This window comes from Myxococcales bacterium (assembly GCA_016717005.1).
Classification (GTDB): Bacteria; Myxococcota_A; Polyangia; order Haliangiales; family Haliangiaceae; genus UBA2376.
The window spans coordinates 153,569-169,079 of record JADJUF010000038.1 but is presented as its reverse complement, the minus strand read 5'-3'; the positions used below and the strand labels follow the sequence as shown (position 1 = coordinate 169,079).

The 15,511-nt window shown below is 74.3% G+C and carries 18 protein-coding genes; 12 read left to right on the top strand and 6 right to left on the bottom strand.

Annotated elements, in window-relative coordinates; translation table 11 throughout:
• Position 1: 1 nt before the first annotated feature.
• Genes IPL61_29785 through IPL61_29760 form a run of 6 tightly spaced genes read left to right on the top strand, consistent with a single transcriptional unit; the run spans position 2 to position 6,311 of the window.
• Positions 2-1,486 carry a radical SAM protein gene (locus IPL61_29785; protein ID MBK9035400.1) on the top strand — a complete coding sequence of 495 codons (1,485 nt, stop codon included), beginning with the start codon at positions 2-4 and terminating at the stop codon, positions 1,484-1,486.
• On the top strand, positions 1,483-2,229 hold the full coding sequence (locus IPL61_29780; GenBank protein ID MBK9035399.1) for an SDR family oxidoreductase: 747 nt from the start codon (positions 1,483-1,485) through the stop codon (positions 2,227-2,229). Before IPL61_29785 ends, IPL61_29780 begins: the two co-directional genes overlap by 4 nt.
• Positions 2,226-3,551, top strand: a complete 1,326-nt coding sequence (locus tag IPL61_29775; protein ID MBK9035398.1) for an aspartate aminotransferase family protein — start codon at positions 2,226-2,228, stop codon at positions 3,549-3,551. The genes IPL61_29780 and IPL61_29775 overlap by 4 nt, the downstream gene beginning before the upstream one ends.
• On the top strand, positions 3,548-4,246 hold the full coding sequence (locus IPL61_29770) for an SDR family oxidoreductase (GenBank protein ID MBK9035397.1): 699 nt from the start codon (positions 3,548-3,550) through the stop codon (positions 4,244-4,246). Before IPL61_29775 ends, IPL61_29770 begins: the two co-directional genes overlap by 4 nt.
• Positions 4,246-5,223 carry a hypothetical protein gene (locus IPL61_29765; protein ID MBK9035396.1) on the top strand — a complete coding sequence of 326 codons (978 nt, stop codon included), beginning with the start codon at positions 4,246-4,248 and terminating at the stop codon, positions 5,221-5,223. The genes IPL61_29770 and IPL61_29765 overlap by 1 nt, the downstream gene beginning before the upstream one ends.
• Positions 5,220-6,311 (top strand): acyltransferase, encoded by a 1,092-nt coding sequence (locus IPL61_29760; protein ID MBK9035395.1) that lies wholly within the window; start codon positions 5,220-5,222, stop codon positions 6,309-6,311. The genes IPL61_29765 and IPL61_29760 overlap by 4 nt, the downstream gene beginning before the upstream one ends.
• Here IPL61_29760 and IPL61_29755 read toward each other — a convergent pair.
• From IPL61_29755 to IPL61_29745, 3 genes are all read right to left on the bottom strand, one after another.
• Positions 6,273-7,238 (bottom strand): flippase-like domain-containing protein, encoded by a 966-nt coding sequence (locus tag IPL61_29755; GenBank protein ID MBK9035394.1) that lies wholly within the window; start codon positions 7,236-7,238, stop codon positions 6,273-6,275. The two genes, IPL61_29760 and IPL61_29755, sit on opposite strands and share 39 nt — an antisense overlap.
• Before the next feature lie 51 nt (positions 7,239-7,289).
• Complete coding sequence (locus IPL61_29750) at positions 7,290-8,726, bottom strand: radical SAM protein (protein MBK9035393.1); 1,437 nt, start codon at positions 8,724-8,726, stop codon at positions 7,290-7,292.
• 121 nt (positions 8,727-8,847) lie between these two features.
• On the bottom strand, positions 8,848-9,375 hold the full coding sequence (locus tag IPL61_29745) for a hypothetical protein (protein MBK9035392.1): 528 nt from the start codon (positions 9,373-9,375) through the stop codon (positions 8,848-8,850).
• A 202-nt stretch (positions 9,376-9,577) separates the two neighbouring features.
• Here IPL61_29745 and IPL61_29740 point away from each other — a divergent pair, with 202 nt between their 5' ends.
• The 6 genes from IPL61_29740 to IPL61_29715 all read left to right on the top strand — a co-directional run bounded on the left by IPL61_29740 (position 9,578) and on the right by IPL61_29715 (position 13,031).
• Positions 9,578-9,985, top strand: a complete 408-nt coding sequence (locus IPL61_29740; GenBank protein MBK9035391.1) for a hypothetical protein — start codon at positions 9,578-9,580, stop codon at positions 9,983-9,985.
• Complete coding sequence (locus IPL61_29735) at positions 9,978-10,337, top strand: hypothetical protein (GenBank protein ID MBK9035390.1); 360 nt, start codon at positions 9,978-9,980, stop codon at positions 10,335-10,337. The genes IPL61_29740 and IPL61_29735 overlap by 8 nt, the downstream gene beginning before the upstream one ends.
• A complete protein-coding gene (locus tag IPL61_29730) occupies positions 10,337-11,239 on the top strand; it encodes an FAD:protein FMN transferase (protein MBK9035389.1) in 903 nt (300 codons plus the stop codon). Before IPL61_29735 ends, IPL61_29730 begins: the two co-directional genes overlap by 1 nt.
• A 271-nt stretch (positions 11,240-11,510) precedes the next feature.
• Positions 11,511-12,161 carry a ferric reductase-like transmembrane domain-containing protein gene (locus IPL61_29725; GenBank protein MBK9035388.1) on the top strand — a complete coding sequence of 217 codons (651 nt, stop codon included), beginning with the start codon at positions 11,511-11,513 and terminating at the stop codon, positions 12,159-12,161.
• Between the two features lie 66 nt (positions 12,162-12,227).
• A complete protein-coding gene (locus tag IPL61_29720) occupies positions 12,228-12,404 on the top strand; it encodes a hypothetical protein (protein MBK9035387.1) in 177 nt (58 codons plus the stop codon).
• A gap of 9 nt (positions 12,405-12,413) precedes the next feature.
• On the top strand, positions 12,414-13,031 hold the full coding sequence (locus IPL61_29715) for a J domain-containing protein (protein ID MBK9035386.1): 618 nt from the start codon (positions 12,414-12,416) through the stop codon (positions 13,029-13,031).
• Between the two features lie 63 nt (positions 13,032-13,094).
• Here IPL61_29715 and IPL61_29710 read toward each other — a convergent pair whose 3' ends face one another.
• The 3 genes from IPL61_29710 to IPL61_29700 form a co-directional block, all read right to left on the bottom strand.
• Entirely contained in the window at positions 13,095-13,883 is a 789-nt protein-coding gene (locus tag IPL61_29710) for a hypothetical protein (GenBank protein MBK9035385.1), read from the bottom strand.
• 261 nt (positions 13,884-14,144) lie between these two features.
• Positions 14,145-14,783 carry an MBL fold metallo-hydrolase gene (locus IPL61_29705; GenBank protein ID MBK9035384.1) on the bottom strand — a complete coding sequence of 213 codons (639 nt, stop codon included), beginning with the start codon at positions 14,781-14,783 and terminating at the stop codon, positions 14,145-14,147.
• A gap of 250 nt (positions 14,784-15,033) precedes the next feature.
• Positions 15,034-15,468 (bottom strand): gamma-glutamylcyclotransferase, encoded by a 435-nt coding sequence (locus IPL61_29700; protein MBK9035383.1) that lies wholly within the window; start codon positions 15,466-15,468, stop codon positions 15,034-15,036.
• Between the last annotated feature and the right edge of the window lie 43 nt (positions 15,469-15,511).

The following is a 15,511-nucleotide window of genomic DNA, read 5'->3' as shown; positions in this document are numbered from 1 at the left end:
CGTGGCGGTCGAGCCGGCCACCGCCGACGCGCTCCTGCACCAGACCACGAGCCTGTGCCGGACCTGCCGCGAGGCCATCCCGGCCGACATCGTCGCGACCGACGCCGACGAGGTCTGGATGCGCAAGCGCTGCGCCGACCACGGCCAGCAGGACGTGCGGATCTCGACCGACGTCGCCTGGTACCAGCGCACCCGCGCGATCGCGCAGCACAAGGTCGGCCCGCGCGCGAACAAGCGCCCGATCGAGCTGGGCTGCCCGTTCGACTGCGGCCCGTGCGAGGCCCACAGCCAGAAGGTGCGGCTGCCGGTGGTGACGATCACCAGCGCCTGCAACCTCGACTGCCCGATCTGCTACGTCCACAACAAGAACGAGGACGCCTACCACATGGGCCCCGACGACTTCGCGAAGGTGCTCGCCCACCTGCGCGACGATCACGGCGGCGAGCTCGACATCGTCAACATCACCGGCGGCGAGCCGACCCTGCACCCGCACCTGCTCGATCTCGTGCGCGCGGCCCAGCGCGAGGGCATCCACCGGGTCACGGTGTGCTCGAACGGGGTGCGCCTGGCCAAGGACGAGGCGTTCGTCGCCGAGCTGGCCGCCCTCGACGCGCGGATCGCGCTGTCGTTCGACAGCTTCGACCCCGACGCCGACTACCTGCTGCAGGGCGCGCACCTGATCGCCACCAAGAAGCGGTGCATGGACCTGCTCGAGAAGCACGGCGTCTCGACGACGCTGATCCCGGTGATGACCCGGGGCGTCAACGACCACGAGGTCGGCGAGCTGATCGCCTACGGCCTGGCCCGGACCAACGTCCGCCACCTGGAGATCCACACGATCACGTACACCGGCCAGGGCGGGCGCACGTTCGACCGCGCCGGCCGCATCTCGATGCGCGAGGTGCTGGCGCAGATCGAGGCCACCACCGGCGGGCTGCTGACGGTGGGCGACTTCGTGCCGTCGCCGTGCGCCCACCCGCTCTGCTACCAGATCGCCTACCTGCTGGTCGATCCCGACGGCGGCCCGCCGATCCCGTTCACGCGCTTCATGAGCCCGGCCGAGCTGTACGAGGCGCTGTCGGACCGGCTGTACATGGAGCCGACGCCGCAGCTCGAGGCGGTCATGCAGGCGGCGATCGATCGGCTGTGGGCCGACGAGGACCCCGCCCACGAGCGCACGCTGCGGCTGCTCAAGCAGATGCTGGTCGCGATGTTCCCGTCGGACCGCTCGATCTCGCCGCGCGCGGCGATGCAGGCCGGCGAGCGCGCGGTCAAGGCGGTCTACGTCCACTCGCACATGGACGAGGAGACCTTCGACACCGAGCGCGCGATGGACTGCTGCGACGCCAACTGCTACGCCGACGGCCGCACGATCCCGGTCTGCAACTACAACGTGCTGTACCGGGACAAGGAGGCCGCCTTCAACGTCGCGCCGGCGACCTGGAGCGCGCGGCGCGGCGGCCACAAGCTCCGGGTGGTGTCGTGACCACGCCGCGGCTCGCCGGCAAGCGCTGCCTGATCACCGGCGGCACCCGCGGCCTCGGCCTGGCCATCGCCAAGGCCTGCGTCCGCCACGGCGCCCGGGTCGCGATCACCTACCGGCGCGAGCAGGCCGACGCCGAGGCCGCGGTCGCGGCGCTGACGGCGCTGGGCGGCGAGCCGCTGGTGTTCCAGGGCTCGGTCGCCGACGCCGCGCACGCGCGCGACACCGTCGCCGCGATCACCGCCGCCTGGGGCGGCGTCGACGTGCTCGTCAACAACGCCGGCATCACCCAGATCTTGCCGGTGGCGTTGATCGAGGAGGACGACTGGGATCAGGTGATGGACGTCAACGCCAAGGGCGCGTTCCTGTTCGCGCGCGCCGCGCTCAAGGGCATGATCCGCGCCCGCGCCGGCCACATCCTCAACATCGGGACGTTCGCGTCCGAGCGCGTGATCGAGGCGCCGATCCACTACGCCGCGTCGAAGGCGGCGCTGCGCGGCCTGACCGACGCGCTGGCCCGCGAGGTCGGGCGCTACGGCATCCAGGTCAACCTGCTGGCGCCGGGGCTGCTCGACGTCGGCCTGGCGCAGATGCTGCCCAAGCACCGGCTCGGCGAGTACGTCAAGCAGGCGGCGCTGGGGCGGCTGGGCCACGCCGACGAGGTCGCCGAGATCGCGGCGTTCCTGGTCAGCGACGACAACCGCTTCATGGCCGGCGCGAAGATCGTCGCCGACGGGGGCCTGTGACCATGGCCGACGACACGCTCCGCGACGGCTGGGCCGCGTACCGCGACTTCGTCAACCCGATGGTGGCGCTGCGGGCCGAGCTCCTGGGCGAGCCGGTGCGGATCCGCGAGGTGATCGACGGCCAGCTGATCGAGGAGCGCGGCGCCGTCGAGGACTTCCACGGCACCCAGACCTTCGGCCACCGCAACCCGGCCGTGACCCAGGCGGTCGTGGACTTCCTGGCGACGCCGGCCCCCAACTGGTTCCCGGCCCGCGTCAACCCGCACGCCGGCGCGCTCGCGAAGGCGCTGTGCGAGCGCAGCGCCCGCACCTCGGTCGGCCACCGCCCGGCCTACGACAACGTGTTCTTCGCGCACTCCGGCTCGGGCGCGGTCGAGGCCGCGCTCAAGATGGCGCGGGCCGCGACCCGCCGGCCGCGGGTGCTGTCGGTCGACGGCGCCTACCACGGCACGACGATGGGCAGCTGCAGCCTGATGAAGCCCGGCATGTTCCGCGATCCGTTCGGCCCGCACCTGCCCGGCTGCGGCCCGCTGCCGTTCGGCGACGTCGACGCCCTGGCCGCGGCGATCCGCGCCGACGACGTCGCCGCGGTCGTGATCGAGCCGATCCAGCTCGAGGGCGGCGTCCGCACCCACCCGCCCGGCTACCTCGAGGCGCTGTGCGAGCTGACCGAGCGCCACGGCACGATGCTGGTCGCCGACGAGATCCAGACCGGGCTCGGGCGCACCGGTCGGTTCCTGGCCAGCGAGGTGTGGCCGCGCCGGCCCGACGGGGTCGTCCTCGGCAAGCACCTCGGCGGCGGGCTCATGCCGATCTCGGCGTTCATGACCCGGGCCGAGCTGTTCGACCGCGCCTACGGCGGCAACTACGCCTCGGCCGAGGCCCACAACTCGACGTTCTCGGGCCACGCGCTGGCGTGCGTCGCCGGCCTCGCGGTGCTCGAGCTCTTGACCGACGAGCTGATCGAGCGGGTCGCGCGCCTGGGCGCGCACCTGCGCGGGCAGCTCCAGGACCGCCTGGCCCGCCACGCGATCTTCGACGACGTGCGCGGCGACGGGCTGCTGGTCGGCATCGGCCTCAAGCCGTCGGACCACCCGTGGCTGTCGTTCGAGCACTTCGGCGTCGACGGCCTGGCCGATCAGCCGTCGATCGGCGTGATCGTGTGCCACCGCCTCTACAAGCGCGGCTTCTACGCGTTCGCGTGCGGCCACGACTGGCGGATCCTGCGCATCCTGCCGCGCTTCAACATCCCCGAGGCCACGCTGGCGCGGTTCGTCGACACGATCGACGACGAGCTCGGCTACGTCGGGGGCCTGCTGTGACCGCCCGCCACGCGCTGGTGCTGGGCGGGACCGGCGCGGTCGGCGCCGCGGTGGTGCGGGCGCTGCGCGCGCGCGGGGTCGACGTGACGTTCACGGTCCACACCAACCACGCCGCCGCCGCCACCCTGGCCGAGCTGGGCGCGCGCCCGGTCGCGGTCGATCTGGCCGACGACGCCGCGGTCGCGGCCACGCTGGCGGCGCTGCCGGCGACGATCGACGTGGTCGTGGCGTGCGCGGCGGCGCTGGCCGACGGCGCGTTCGTCGAGCAGGATCAGGCCGCGTGGCGCGCGTGCTTCGCGGTCAACGTCGACGCCACCGCCGCGGTGTGCCGCTGGTTCGCGCGGACCCGGGCCGACGCCGGCGGCGACGTCGTCCTGGTCGGCGGGCTCGATCGCGGCCAATCGCTGCCGCTGCCGCCGGCCTACGCCGCCAGCCAGGGCGCGCTGACGGCGCTGGCGATGGCGCTCGGCCACGAGCTGGGCCCGCGCCAGATCCGCGTCAACCTGGTGGCGCTGGGCGTGCTCGACCGCGGCCTGTCGCGGCGGCTGTCGTCGTCGCGGCGCAAGGACTACCAGCAGTTCAGCGCGCTCCGGCGCGAGGGCACGCCGGCCGAGGCCGCGAGCGTGATCGTGTGGCTGGCGCTCGAGAACACGTACATCCACGGCAAGGTCGTCGCCGCCAACGGAGGCATCTGATGGCCACCGCGCCCCACACCTACCGCGGCCGCGGCGTCTGGTACTTCGACGGCGCGATCCAGTGCCCGCTGGCCGGCATCGGTGGCCGCGGCCCGTTCGCCTCGAACCGGGTCGTGATCGAGGACGAGCGCGCGACCGTCACGCTCGATCGCGATCGCCACCGGATCGACGTGACGATCACCGGGACCTACCCGACCAAGGCCCTGGTCGCCGACCTGACGTTCCTGGGCGACGGCACGACCGCCGCCGGCGCGACCACGCCGCTGGCCATCCACCTCGAGATCTTCCGCGAGGGCGACAAGCTCGTGCTCGACCTGCACCGCCACCTGCGCGTGCAGGACAAGCTGGTCGACGCCGCGTTCGAGCCGTACACCGTCGTCGTCGACGACGGCCGCACCCGCACGACCGTGCTCGATCGACAGATCGTGCTCGACCTGGTCCGCAAGCCGTCGCTGACCCACCGGCTGATCAAGGCGATGATGGCGATGAAGGATCACGCCGAGCACGCCCGGCAGGATCTGACCCGGCCCGGGTTCGCGGTCGCCGACTTCGAGATGGGCTTCGGCGTCGGGCCGCTGACCAAGATGCTGGTGCGCGCGCGCCTGACCTCGCTGCAGCCGGCGGCGGCGCTCACCGCGGCCGGCACCGCCGGCGAGCTGCTCGCGCACGGCGGCTGGGAGCTCGAGCTCACCGCGCTGGCCGAGAAGTACATCAACGACGTCATCAAGCGCGACCTGATGCTGTTCGGCCTCGAGGACGAGCCGCTGCTGGCGCCGATCAAGGCCCGGGGCCTGGCCCGCGGCCAGAAGCTGGCGTTCCGCTTCGACGACGGCGTCGGCAGCATCCGCGTCGACGCCACCAGCGCGCCGATGCCGGCCGCCCTCGACGTGGCCCGCGCGTACCTCGAGTACCACATGCTGGGCGGCCTCCTGGCCGAGCACGCCGAGCGGTTCGTGCGCCGCCTGCCGGCGCGATGACCGCGGTCGCCAGCGACGAGCCCGGCCTGGCCAGCGCGCGCGGGCTGGCGATCGTCGGCGTCGTGCTCGGCCACGCCGCGCTGTCGTTCCTGGCGACGCCGATCGGCTGGGCGGTGCGCGACGACGCGCGCTGGCTCGGCGCCGACGCGATCGTCTGGATCCTGCGCCAGTTCCTGATGCCGGCCTTCTTCGTCGTGGCCGGGCTGGCCGCGGCGCGGCTCCTCGACGTGCGCGGCGTCGGCGGCTACCTGCGCCAGCGCGCGCGCCGGATCGCGCTGCCGCTGGCGCTGGCGCTGGTGCCGGTGTCGCTGGCGATGAACGCGCTGTGGGACTGGGGCCGGACGCTGGCCGCGCGCGCGGCGGTGGCCGAGACGGTGCCGCGGCTGCGGGCGTCGACCGCGCCGGTGACCCTGGCGCACCTGTGGTTCCTCTACTACCTGCTGGCGCTGTCGCTGGCGGCGCTGGCGATCGCGCTGGCGCTGGGCCCGCGCCGACGTCGGGGGGTGACCGCCGCGCTCGACGCGCTCACCGCCCGACCGCTGGCGACGGTGGTGCTCGCGTCGCTGCCGACGTGGGCGTGCCTGCAGGTCGACGGCACGCTCCAGCTCGACACGCCGCTGGGGTTCGCGATCGATCCGGTGGTCGCCGGCTACTTCGGCTGGTTCTTCGCGTGGGGCTGGTGGCTGGCGCGCCGGCGCGCGGGCCTGGCGGCGCTGGCGCGCGCGGTCCCGGGGCTGCTCGCGCTCGCGGTCGCCGCCACCGCCGCCGCGATCCCGGCGCTGCTGGCCGCGCGCGACGGCGATCGCCCGAGCGCGCTCGCGACCGCGGTGTGCGCGCTGGGCTCGTGGGCGTGGGTGCTGGCGCTGCTCGGCGGCGCGCGCCGCTGGCTGCCGGTCGCGCCGCGCTGGCTGGCGCGCTGCGCCGACGACAGCCTGTGGATCTACGTCGCGCACCTGCCGCTGGTCGTGCTCCTGCAGCTCGGCGCGGCGCACCTGGCCGCGCCGGGACCGCTCGAGTACGCGGGGATCGCCGCGGCGGCGCTGGCGGGCTCAGCGCTGATCGCGCGCGGCCTGCGCCGGGCGCTGTAGCCGCCACAGCCCGCGCGTCGCCAGGTAGACGCCGGGCACCACCACCTGCGCGACGAAGCGCGCGATCCGGAACGCCACCACCGCGATCACCGCGTCGGCGGGGCCGATCAGATCGCCGAAGAACACCACCGACGACGCCTCGGCCACCCCGGCGCCGCCCGGCGTCGGCGCCAGGAAGGTCGCGCACAGGTACGCGAGCGCACGCGGCAGCGCCGCGCCGGCCGTGCCGGGCACCAGCGCGTGGCAGATGAGCACGAGCGGCGCGGCGTAGCCGACGAAGTAGAGCGCGTGCAGCGCCATCAGGCCGAGCATCCCGCGCCCGCGGACGTCGGCGATCCGCGTCAGGCTCGGCACCACGTGGACCGCGAGGCGTCCCGTCACGCGTCCGAGGCCGCAGCGCTGGCCGAGCCACGCCAGCGCGCGCGTGGTGCGATCGACGTCGCGCGCGATCGCGATCACCGTGGCCATCACCAGCGCCGCGCCGGCGCACGCGAGCGCGCCGCTCGTCCGCAGCCACGCCACCGGCGGCCCGCCGCCGAGGACGAACACCGCCGCGCCGACCGCGAACACGAACGTGAAGCTGGTGGTGAACTTCACCATCGGCACCGCCAGCGCGACCTCGGCCGGCGCGCCGCCGCGCCGCAGCACCCACGCGACCGCGGGCTCGCCCAGCCCGGTGGCGGGCGTGATCGCGGTGAAGAAGCCGTTGGCCGCCGCCGCGTCGATCGCGCCGCGGCGACCGACCGCGCAGCCGAGCGCGCGCGCGACCCACCACACCCGCGCTGCCTCGACCGCGAGCGGCGCGAGCGCCGCCGCCGCCGCCAGCCCCAGCCACGGCCACGGCGCCGCCGCCAGCCGGGACGCCGCCGCGCGCAGCGCCGCCGCGCTCGGCGCCGCCCACGCCACGCCCGCGCTCACCAGCGCCACGACCAGGACCGCGACCGCGATCGTCCAGCCAACGCTGGACCTCGGCCCGCGTCACGCCCGCCGACCGCGGCCGAGCGTCACCAGCGGCGGCGCCGGCGCCGGCGCGAACCGGGCGTCGCGGTTGCGGTAGAGCACGTTGTACGCGCAGCTCGGGATGTTCTGGCCGTCGGGCTCGCGGATGCCGACGCAGCACTGCCGGATGCGATCGGTGTCGAAGGTGTGCTCGTCCATGTGCGCGTGGACGTAGATCGCCTTGCTCCACCGCTCGCTGGCGCGCAGGCGGGCGTCGGGCGACAGCCCCGGCTGGAACACGGTGTCGATCAGGCCGCGCAGCGCCGCGAGCACCAGCTCGGCGTCGGCGGGCTCGACCGCGCCGGCCCAGACCCGATCGATCACGTCGGCCAGCGCGACCTCGACCGCGGGCCCCGGCTCCAGGTACAGCATCCCGCCGAGCATCGCGCGCAGCTCGTCCCAGCTCATGAAGCGCGCGAACGGCAGCCAGCGATCGGGCGCGATCCGCAGCAGGTACGTGACCTGGTAGCAGGTCGGGTGCGCCGCCGGCGATGGCACGAAGTCATCGCGGCGCAGGCGGCCATCGGTCTGGCGCTCGATCTCGGCCAGGACCTCGTCGGCGGTCATGCGCGCGCCGGCGTCGAAGTCGAGCCCGCCCTGGCCGGTGAACGTCATCGTGTGCAGCTCGAGCGACCGCACGTGATCGCGCGCCAGCGCCAGGTCGACGAACGCGCCCAGCTCGTCGTGGTTGTGGCCGCGGGCGATCACCGGCAGGAGCGTGGTCGCGACCCCGTGGCGGCCGAGCAGATCGAGCACGCGCAGCTTGGCCTCGGTCAGGGTCGCGCCCAGCATCGCGACGTTGGTGGCGTCGCGCAGCGAGTCGAACGACAGGATCACGCGGGCGTCGAGCGCGGCCAGGCGGGCGACCAGCGCCTCGTCCTTCTGCAGGCCCAGGCCGTCGGTCGAGATCGTGATGCGGTGGACGCCCTCGGCGTGGCACAGCTCGACCAGGCGCGCGAAGTCGGGGTGCAGCGTCGGCTCGCCGCCGGTCAGGTTGATCAGCCGGCGCTCGGGATCGGTGGCGCGGATGTGGCCGAGGATCGCCCGCAGCTCGGCCTCGCTCATGTGGTAGGCGCCGTCGTTCTTGTTGACCGTGTAGCAGATCGGGCAGTCGAGGTTGCAGGCGCTGGTGATCGGCACGATCGGCAGCATCGCGGTCTGCTCGTGCTGCGCGCACGGACCGCAGTCGAACGGGCAGCCGCGGTCGACCGGGCGCGGCGCGGCCGGCGCGCGCACCACCGCCGGGTACGCCGAGATGCGCTCGTACCAGTCGGCGTCGTGGGCGACGATCACCTCGGCCGCGCCGTGATCCGGGCAGGCCTTGGTCATCACGACCTGGTCGCCGCGTCGGTGCACCTCGGCTGGGACGCTGCGCCGGCAGATCGCGCACAGGCTGGTGGTCGCGCGCAGGAGCACGCCCGACGGTAGCGCACATTCAGCGGCCGGACGTGGCGGCGGTCGGTCGCGCTACTTCCGAGGTGCGAGAGGACAGGCAGCCGAACCGGGCGCAGGCCGGCCGCGGCGCCGATCGGCCGCGCTACTTCTTCTCGAGGTGACAGTCGAGGCAGCCGAACCCCTCGGGGTTGGTCGGGCTGTGGACGGGCTCGCCCAGCAGCTCGGCCATGCCGGGCGTGACCTCGTCCTTCATGAACGCCGCCATCTTGGCGTGCTTGCCGGCCTTGAGCGCCGCGAAGTCGAGCTTGGGCAGATCGGGGTTCGGCATCTCGTACTTCTTCGACGCCACGCCCTTCCCGTGGCAGGTCTTGCACGAGAACTTGCCGAAGTCGCCGGCGTCGAACTTCTTGAAGGCGGCCTTCATGGGCGGCATCACCTTGGTCCGCATGAACTTGATCTGATCGTCCTTGGACAGATCCCCGAAGGCCACGCCGCCGGCGTCGATCGGGGGCTCGGCCGCGTCGGTCGGGGGCGGCGCGGCGTCGACCGGAGGCGGCGCGGCGTCGATCGCCGGCGCGGGCGGCGCCGATGACCCCGGACCCGACGAGGAGCCGCCGCCCTTCGAGCAAGCGGCGGTGAGGACGAGGGCGACGATGCACAGGCGAGACATCGGCGCGCACGATAGCCCGGCGGTCGCACCAGTAATACTGCCTCGCCGCGCAGACCGTGCCCGATCCGGCGGGGGCCGCGGGCGCTCACATGTGTCCCTGGGCACTGCGCCAAGAATTTGAAATTAAAGGCTTTCACATCTATCGGATGGGCGCCGGGGCGACGTCGATGCATCCATGGGCACAGACCCCAGGAGGATCACGATGCCCAAGGAAACGCCCCCCGCCCCCGGCCGCACCGCGATGATCGTCGCGGTCGCGAGCCTCACCCTCGCCGTCGGCGCCACGGTCGCCGCGCTGACCGGATGGATCGGCCGTCGGCCGCCCGCGGCCGCGGCGCCTGAGCCCCCCAGCGCCGCGGCCCCGGATTCGGTCGACGCGACGGTGGGAGGTCCGACGTCGACCCCCGACACGCCGCCGGGGCCGTTGTCCCCCCAGCCCACGATCCTGGTCCCGGTCCAACCAGTGAACGCGGCGGCCGAGCCCGCGCTCGCCCCCTCGCCCGACGATCTCGTGGCCGCGGACTGGCGCGGGGATGACGGCGGCCGCAAGCACCGCCGTCATCACGAGGACGACGATGATGACGACGACCGCGAGCACGACGATGACTGACCCCGCACCGCGCCCGCGCCGCGGCGCCCGCTGGGACGTCGATGGTCGCTCGCTGCGCTTGTGGGTGGTCGCGGGCCTCGCGACCACCTACCTGATCGCGTGGTGGAGCTTCGCACCGGCGCCGGCGGCCACCTCGACATCGTTCGACGCGCCGGCGGAGACCCCGACCGCGCGCGGGCCGACGACCGTCTGGTGGAGCGAGCTGCCGCCGGGCGATCGCCCGGTCGTGACGCTGCCGCCCGGCTGGGAGATCGCGACCGCGGCGCCGCCGCGCCTGCAACCCGTCAGCGCGGCGCCGACGCCGCGCGCGCGGCCGACCCGCCGCGTCCGCATCCGGACCCGGAGCTCGTGATGATCGAGCTGCGCGCGATGGACACCCGGGTCTCGGTGTACGCACCGACCCTGGCCGCTGAGGACGAGGCCGCGGCGGCGGCCACCGTCGCGGCGCTGTTCGAGGCGGCCGAGGCTCGCTTCAGCCGGTTCCGCCCCGACAGCGAGCTGGCGCGCCTGAACCGCGCCACCGGCGCGATCGCGGTGTCGCCGGTGATGCTCGCGGCCCTGGCCCGCGCGCGCGGCTACGTCGAGCTCACGCGCGGGCGCTTCGACCCGGCGGTCGGCGGCGCGCTCGCCGCGGCCGGCTACGATCGCTCGTTCGCGGCCGGCGCGCTCGATCATGACGACCAGCCCACGCAGCCGCGACCGGCGCGGTTCGCCGAGGTCACGCTCGACCTCGAGCGCGGCGTGGTCGACCGGCCCCCGCACGTGCAGCTCGATCTGGGCGGCATGATCAAGGGCGCGACCGTGGACCTCGCGGCGCGCCAGCTCCCGGCGGTGGCCGCGCTCGACGCCGGCGGCGACGTGGTCCTGCGCGGCGCCGGCCCCGACGGCGACGGCTGGCTGATCGAGGTCGAGGATCCGATCGATCCCGCGCGCACGCTCGTGACCCTGGTCGTGCGCGACCGCGCGGTCGCGACCAGCGCCGCCAATCGCCGACGCTGGCGGCGCGGCGATCGATGGGCCCACCACCTGATCGACCCCGCGACCGGCGCGCCGGCGACCTCCGACCTGGCGCAGGTCACGGTGGTCGCCGCGTGCGCCGAGCGCGCCGAGGTGCTCGCCAAGGCGGTGTTCGTCGCCGGCGCGCAGGCCGGGCGCGCGCTCCTGGCCGCGACCGCCGACGTCGCCGCCGTGCTCGTCCACGTCGATGGCACCGTCGAGCTCGTCGGCCCGCTGGAGGTCCATCACGATGCGTAAGACGATCCTCCTCGGCCTCGCGCTCGCGCGGGCCCTGCCCGCTCACGTCGATGGCGCGGTCGAGCTCGTCGGCCCGCTGGAGGTCCATCACGATGCGTAAGACGATCCTCCTCGGCCTCGCGCTCGGCGCGCTGGCCCTCCCCGCTCACGTCGATGGCGCGGTCGAGCCCGTCGTCCGCGGCCCCCCCCCCCCCCGGCCCCGGGGCGCCCCCCCCGGCCTCGCGGGCGTGGCCCCCCCCGCCCTCGCTCGGCCCGCTGGAGGTCCATCACGATGCGTAAGACGATCCTCCTCGGCCTCGCGCTCGGCGCGCTGGCCCTGCTCGCGCTCGGCGCCGTCGGCGCGCGTCTCGGCGTCGTGGTCGCGCCGCCCCGCCCCGACGGACCGTGGGCCTGGGTCGCCGCGCGCGCCGCGGGGGTGACGGCGCTGGTCGCGCTGACGCTCGACGCGCTCGCCGGGCTGGTGCTGTCGACCGGGGCCCTCGACCGGTGGCTGGCCCGGGCGCGCTCGATCGAGCTGCACCAGACCCTGTCCCGGTTCGCGCTGGGCTTGACCGCCGGCCACGTGCTGCTGCTCCTCGCCGACGGCTACATCCGGTACGACCTGTTCGACGCGCTGGTGCCGGGTGTGTCGAGCTACCGACCGTGGGCGGTGGCCGCGGGCATCGTCGCGGCATACCTGGCGGTGGTCGTGCACGTCAGCTTCGGCTGGCGCGCGCGGCTCGGCACCCGGACCTGGCGGCGCTTGCACTACCTGTCGTTCGCGGTGCTGATCGGCGCGCTCGGGCATGGCCTCGCCGCGGGCACCGACACCGGTCGACCGGGCCTGCGCGCGCTGTACGTGGTGCTGGCCGGATCCGTCGCGGCGCTGGTCGCCGTGCGCGCGCTGACGGCGATCCGAGCGCGCGCCGCGCGGCCCGCCTGAATATTTGCACTGGCGCGGCAATTTTGTGCGACCATCGGTTCCTCGCTGCGACCAACAGTGAGCCGTATGTCGAAGCCCTACGATCCCGCAGCACCCAGCCCGTCACGGGTCGTCGAGCTCCTGCGCAGCCTGGGCAAGCGCGACTCGGGTCCGATGCCGGCGGTCGAGCCGCCGGCCGATCTCGAACCGTTGGCCGACGACCCTGGCAGCGGTCCGGTGGTCACGCGCGACCCTGCGCGCTAGGCTCGGCCGGTGAGCCTGACCCGTCGGATCCTCGAGAGCGCCCGCGCGGGGCTGTCGACGCTCACCTCGCTGGTGATCGTCGACGATGAGCCGCTGTCGAGCGTCGAGGCGGCGGCGCTCGAGGTCGAGCTGGCGGCGCGCAAGAAGGCGCACACCGGCGAGCCCGGGCGCTCGGCGATCGCCAAGCTGGCCGGGCCCGGCGCGCGGGCCGATCGCGCGCGGCAGGCGGCCGAGCGGGCCCACCGCATCAACGGCGCCGCCGCCGCCAAGGCCGCCGCCGCCAAGCGCGCGGCCGACGACGCGTTCCGACGGATGAAGGCCGAGGCGGCCCGCGGCGACGCCGGCGCGAGCGGCGCCACCGGCTCGAGCCGATCGAACAGCGGCGGGCAGCGGACCGGCCGACCGAAGCCGGGCTCGACCGACGCCCAGCTCGCCGAGTGGTACCGCGTGCTGAACCTGTCGCCCGGCGCCGACCCCGGCGAGATCAAGAGCGCGTACCGCCAGCTCATGCGCAGGTACCACCCCGACATGCACGCGGCCAACCCGGCCAAGCAGAAGGCGGCCAACGAGCTGTCGATGCGCGTGACCGCCGCCTACAACGGGCTGCAAGAGCACCTCAACAAGTAGCGGCGGCGCGGCGGGATCAGCGGGTGATCGCGACCTGCCCCCGCGCGTCCGCGTCGGTGACCGTCAGTGACAGCCGCGCGCGCCGGCCAGGGCGGGGACCTCCTCGAAGCGGCGCTCCTTCCACACGTACCGGACCTCGATCGGCGGCGGCGGGACGCACGCGCTGCGGTCGCTGTAGTAGCGCTGCACGGTCGCGACGATCGTGCGCGGCCCGCGCGGTCGCTCGCGCACCAGGCGATAGCTGGCGGTGGTACCGCCGCTGGGGCCGCGCGCGATCGTCGCGCCGCGGAACACCTCCTGACCGCGATCGGTCTTGCGCAGCGAGATCAGCACCAGCGCGTGCTGGCGATCGGTCCCGCTCGACCTGCCGTCCGGGCTGTCCTCGGTCACGACCTGCTCGGTGGCGGCGACCAGCACCAGCGCCGGCCACTTCATGCGCCGCGGGCCAGCGCCGACGCGCGGCAGCGGCAGGTACGCGCCGGGCTGCGCGCGCCCGCCGCCATCGGTGATCGGCAGCTCGGTCGCGTCGCCGGCGAGGTCGACCACCCCGACCACCGCCAGCGTGTCGGCGCCCCGGAGCCCGACCACGGCGCCCTCGCAGGCGCGCGCGGTGCAGCTCATCAGGATCGCGCGCCGCGCTTGCCAGGCGTAGCCGGTGGTGTTGCGGCCGACCACGACGTGGGTGGTCCCGGCGACGCCGGCCACCTTGAAGCCCCGCGCCTCGGTCACCGTCGCCTCGTCGACCTGCGCGAAGTGCGCGTACTTGTGGACGACCTCGTCGCCGCGCGCCGCGGTCGCCAGCGCCATCAACGTCACGAGCGCCAGCGGGGCCCGTCGCAGGATCGATCGCATCGGGCCTGCTGACGCTCGAGCGCCGCCAACGATCTGGCCGCTCACGAGCACCCCGGGATCATCCCCAACGCCGCCCTGGAAGGTCCCGTCCTGCGAGGTGTCCTCGACCTCGACCGGCTTGGGCCCGCAGGCACCGCGATCGATCCTCGAGGTGCCGCTGGATCGTCCCGACGATCGTCACCGGCCCGCGCATTCGCGCGGGCCTCGTCGTCGAGGGTCAGGCGCGGACGAACGGGTTGGCGCGGGCCTCGTCGCCGAGGGTCAGGCGCGGACGAACGGGTTGGCGCGGGCCTCGTCGCCGAGCGTGGTCGTCGGGCCGTGGCCGGGGATGACGACCGCGTCGAGATCGCGCGTGTACAGCCGGGTCTTGATCGAGGTGCGCAGCTGGGCCGCGTCGCCGCCCGGCAGATCGGTGCGCCCGACGCTGCGCCGGAACAGCGTGTCGCCCGCGAACAGCCGCGTGGGCTCGCCGGGCGCCGCCACCTCGAAGCACACCGAGCCGGGGGTGTGCCCGGGCGTGTGGACCACCAGCGCTGCGCGCGCGCCGAACCCGAGCTGATCGCCGTCGGCCAGCCACCGCTCGACCGCGGTCATCCGCGGCGCCGGGAACCCGAACATCGCCGCCTGCACCGCCGCCGCGTCGTAGAGCGGCTTGTCGTCGGGGTGCAGGCACACCTCGCCGCCGTGCGCGAGCTTGACGTCGCGGGTCGCGAAGATGTGATCGAGGTGCGCGTGGGTGTGGACGATCGCGCGCACGGTCAGATCGTTGGCGCGCACGATCGCGGCGATGCGCGCGACCTCGCCGCCGGGATCGATCACGATCGCCTCGCGCGTCGCCGGGTCGGCGATGATCGTGCAGTTGCACTGGAACGGCCCGGCGGCGAACGTCTCGCACAGCATGGCGTGGTTGTAGCCCACGCCGGCGCGGGCGCCGCGCTGAGCCGTGTTCTGACATTTCGGCACCGCGATCGTCGTCTAACCTATTGTGATCTATCGCTTTTTCACGCCCCGCGATGCACCGACCCAACCCTTGACTCCTGCCGGCGTTTGGACAAACTGCGCCCGTGCAATCGATCCATCGTCGCCCGCGCGAAGTCAGCGCCGGCACCTTCGCGCTCGCGCTAACCGCCTTGTCTCTCGCGCTGGTCGCTTACTTCGGATCCTGATCACTCGCCGCGCGCGCCAGGTAGCGCGCCCAGTCACCGTGCTCGAGCCGGCGCCCATGGCGCGCCAGCTCGGGTGACACGAGGACGTAGATCCACGCCCAGGTCCCGCCGTCCGCGGTCGTGACCTCGGTCAACATGCGCATGAACTCGTCGCCCTCGAACGCGTCGAGCAGCGGCAGCGCCGACGCCAGATCGCGGAGCTGCAGCAGCTCGCCGACGATCACCCCGCCGTCATCGGGCACGACCCCCGGGTAGTCGCCCGGGAAGGCGTACAGGCTGCCGCGGGTCGTCGCGCTGACGCCGCCGACGAGGTGCGCCGCGACGATCGCGCGCGCGGTCTGGCCCGTGCGCAGCGTCCCGTAGACGAACAGTCGATCGACGACGGTCGCGGGGACCGTCCTGCGCTCGTCGGTGCTCACGCTTCGGTTGTAGCAGGTGACGCGACGCGAGGGACGATCACGC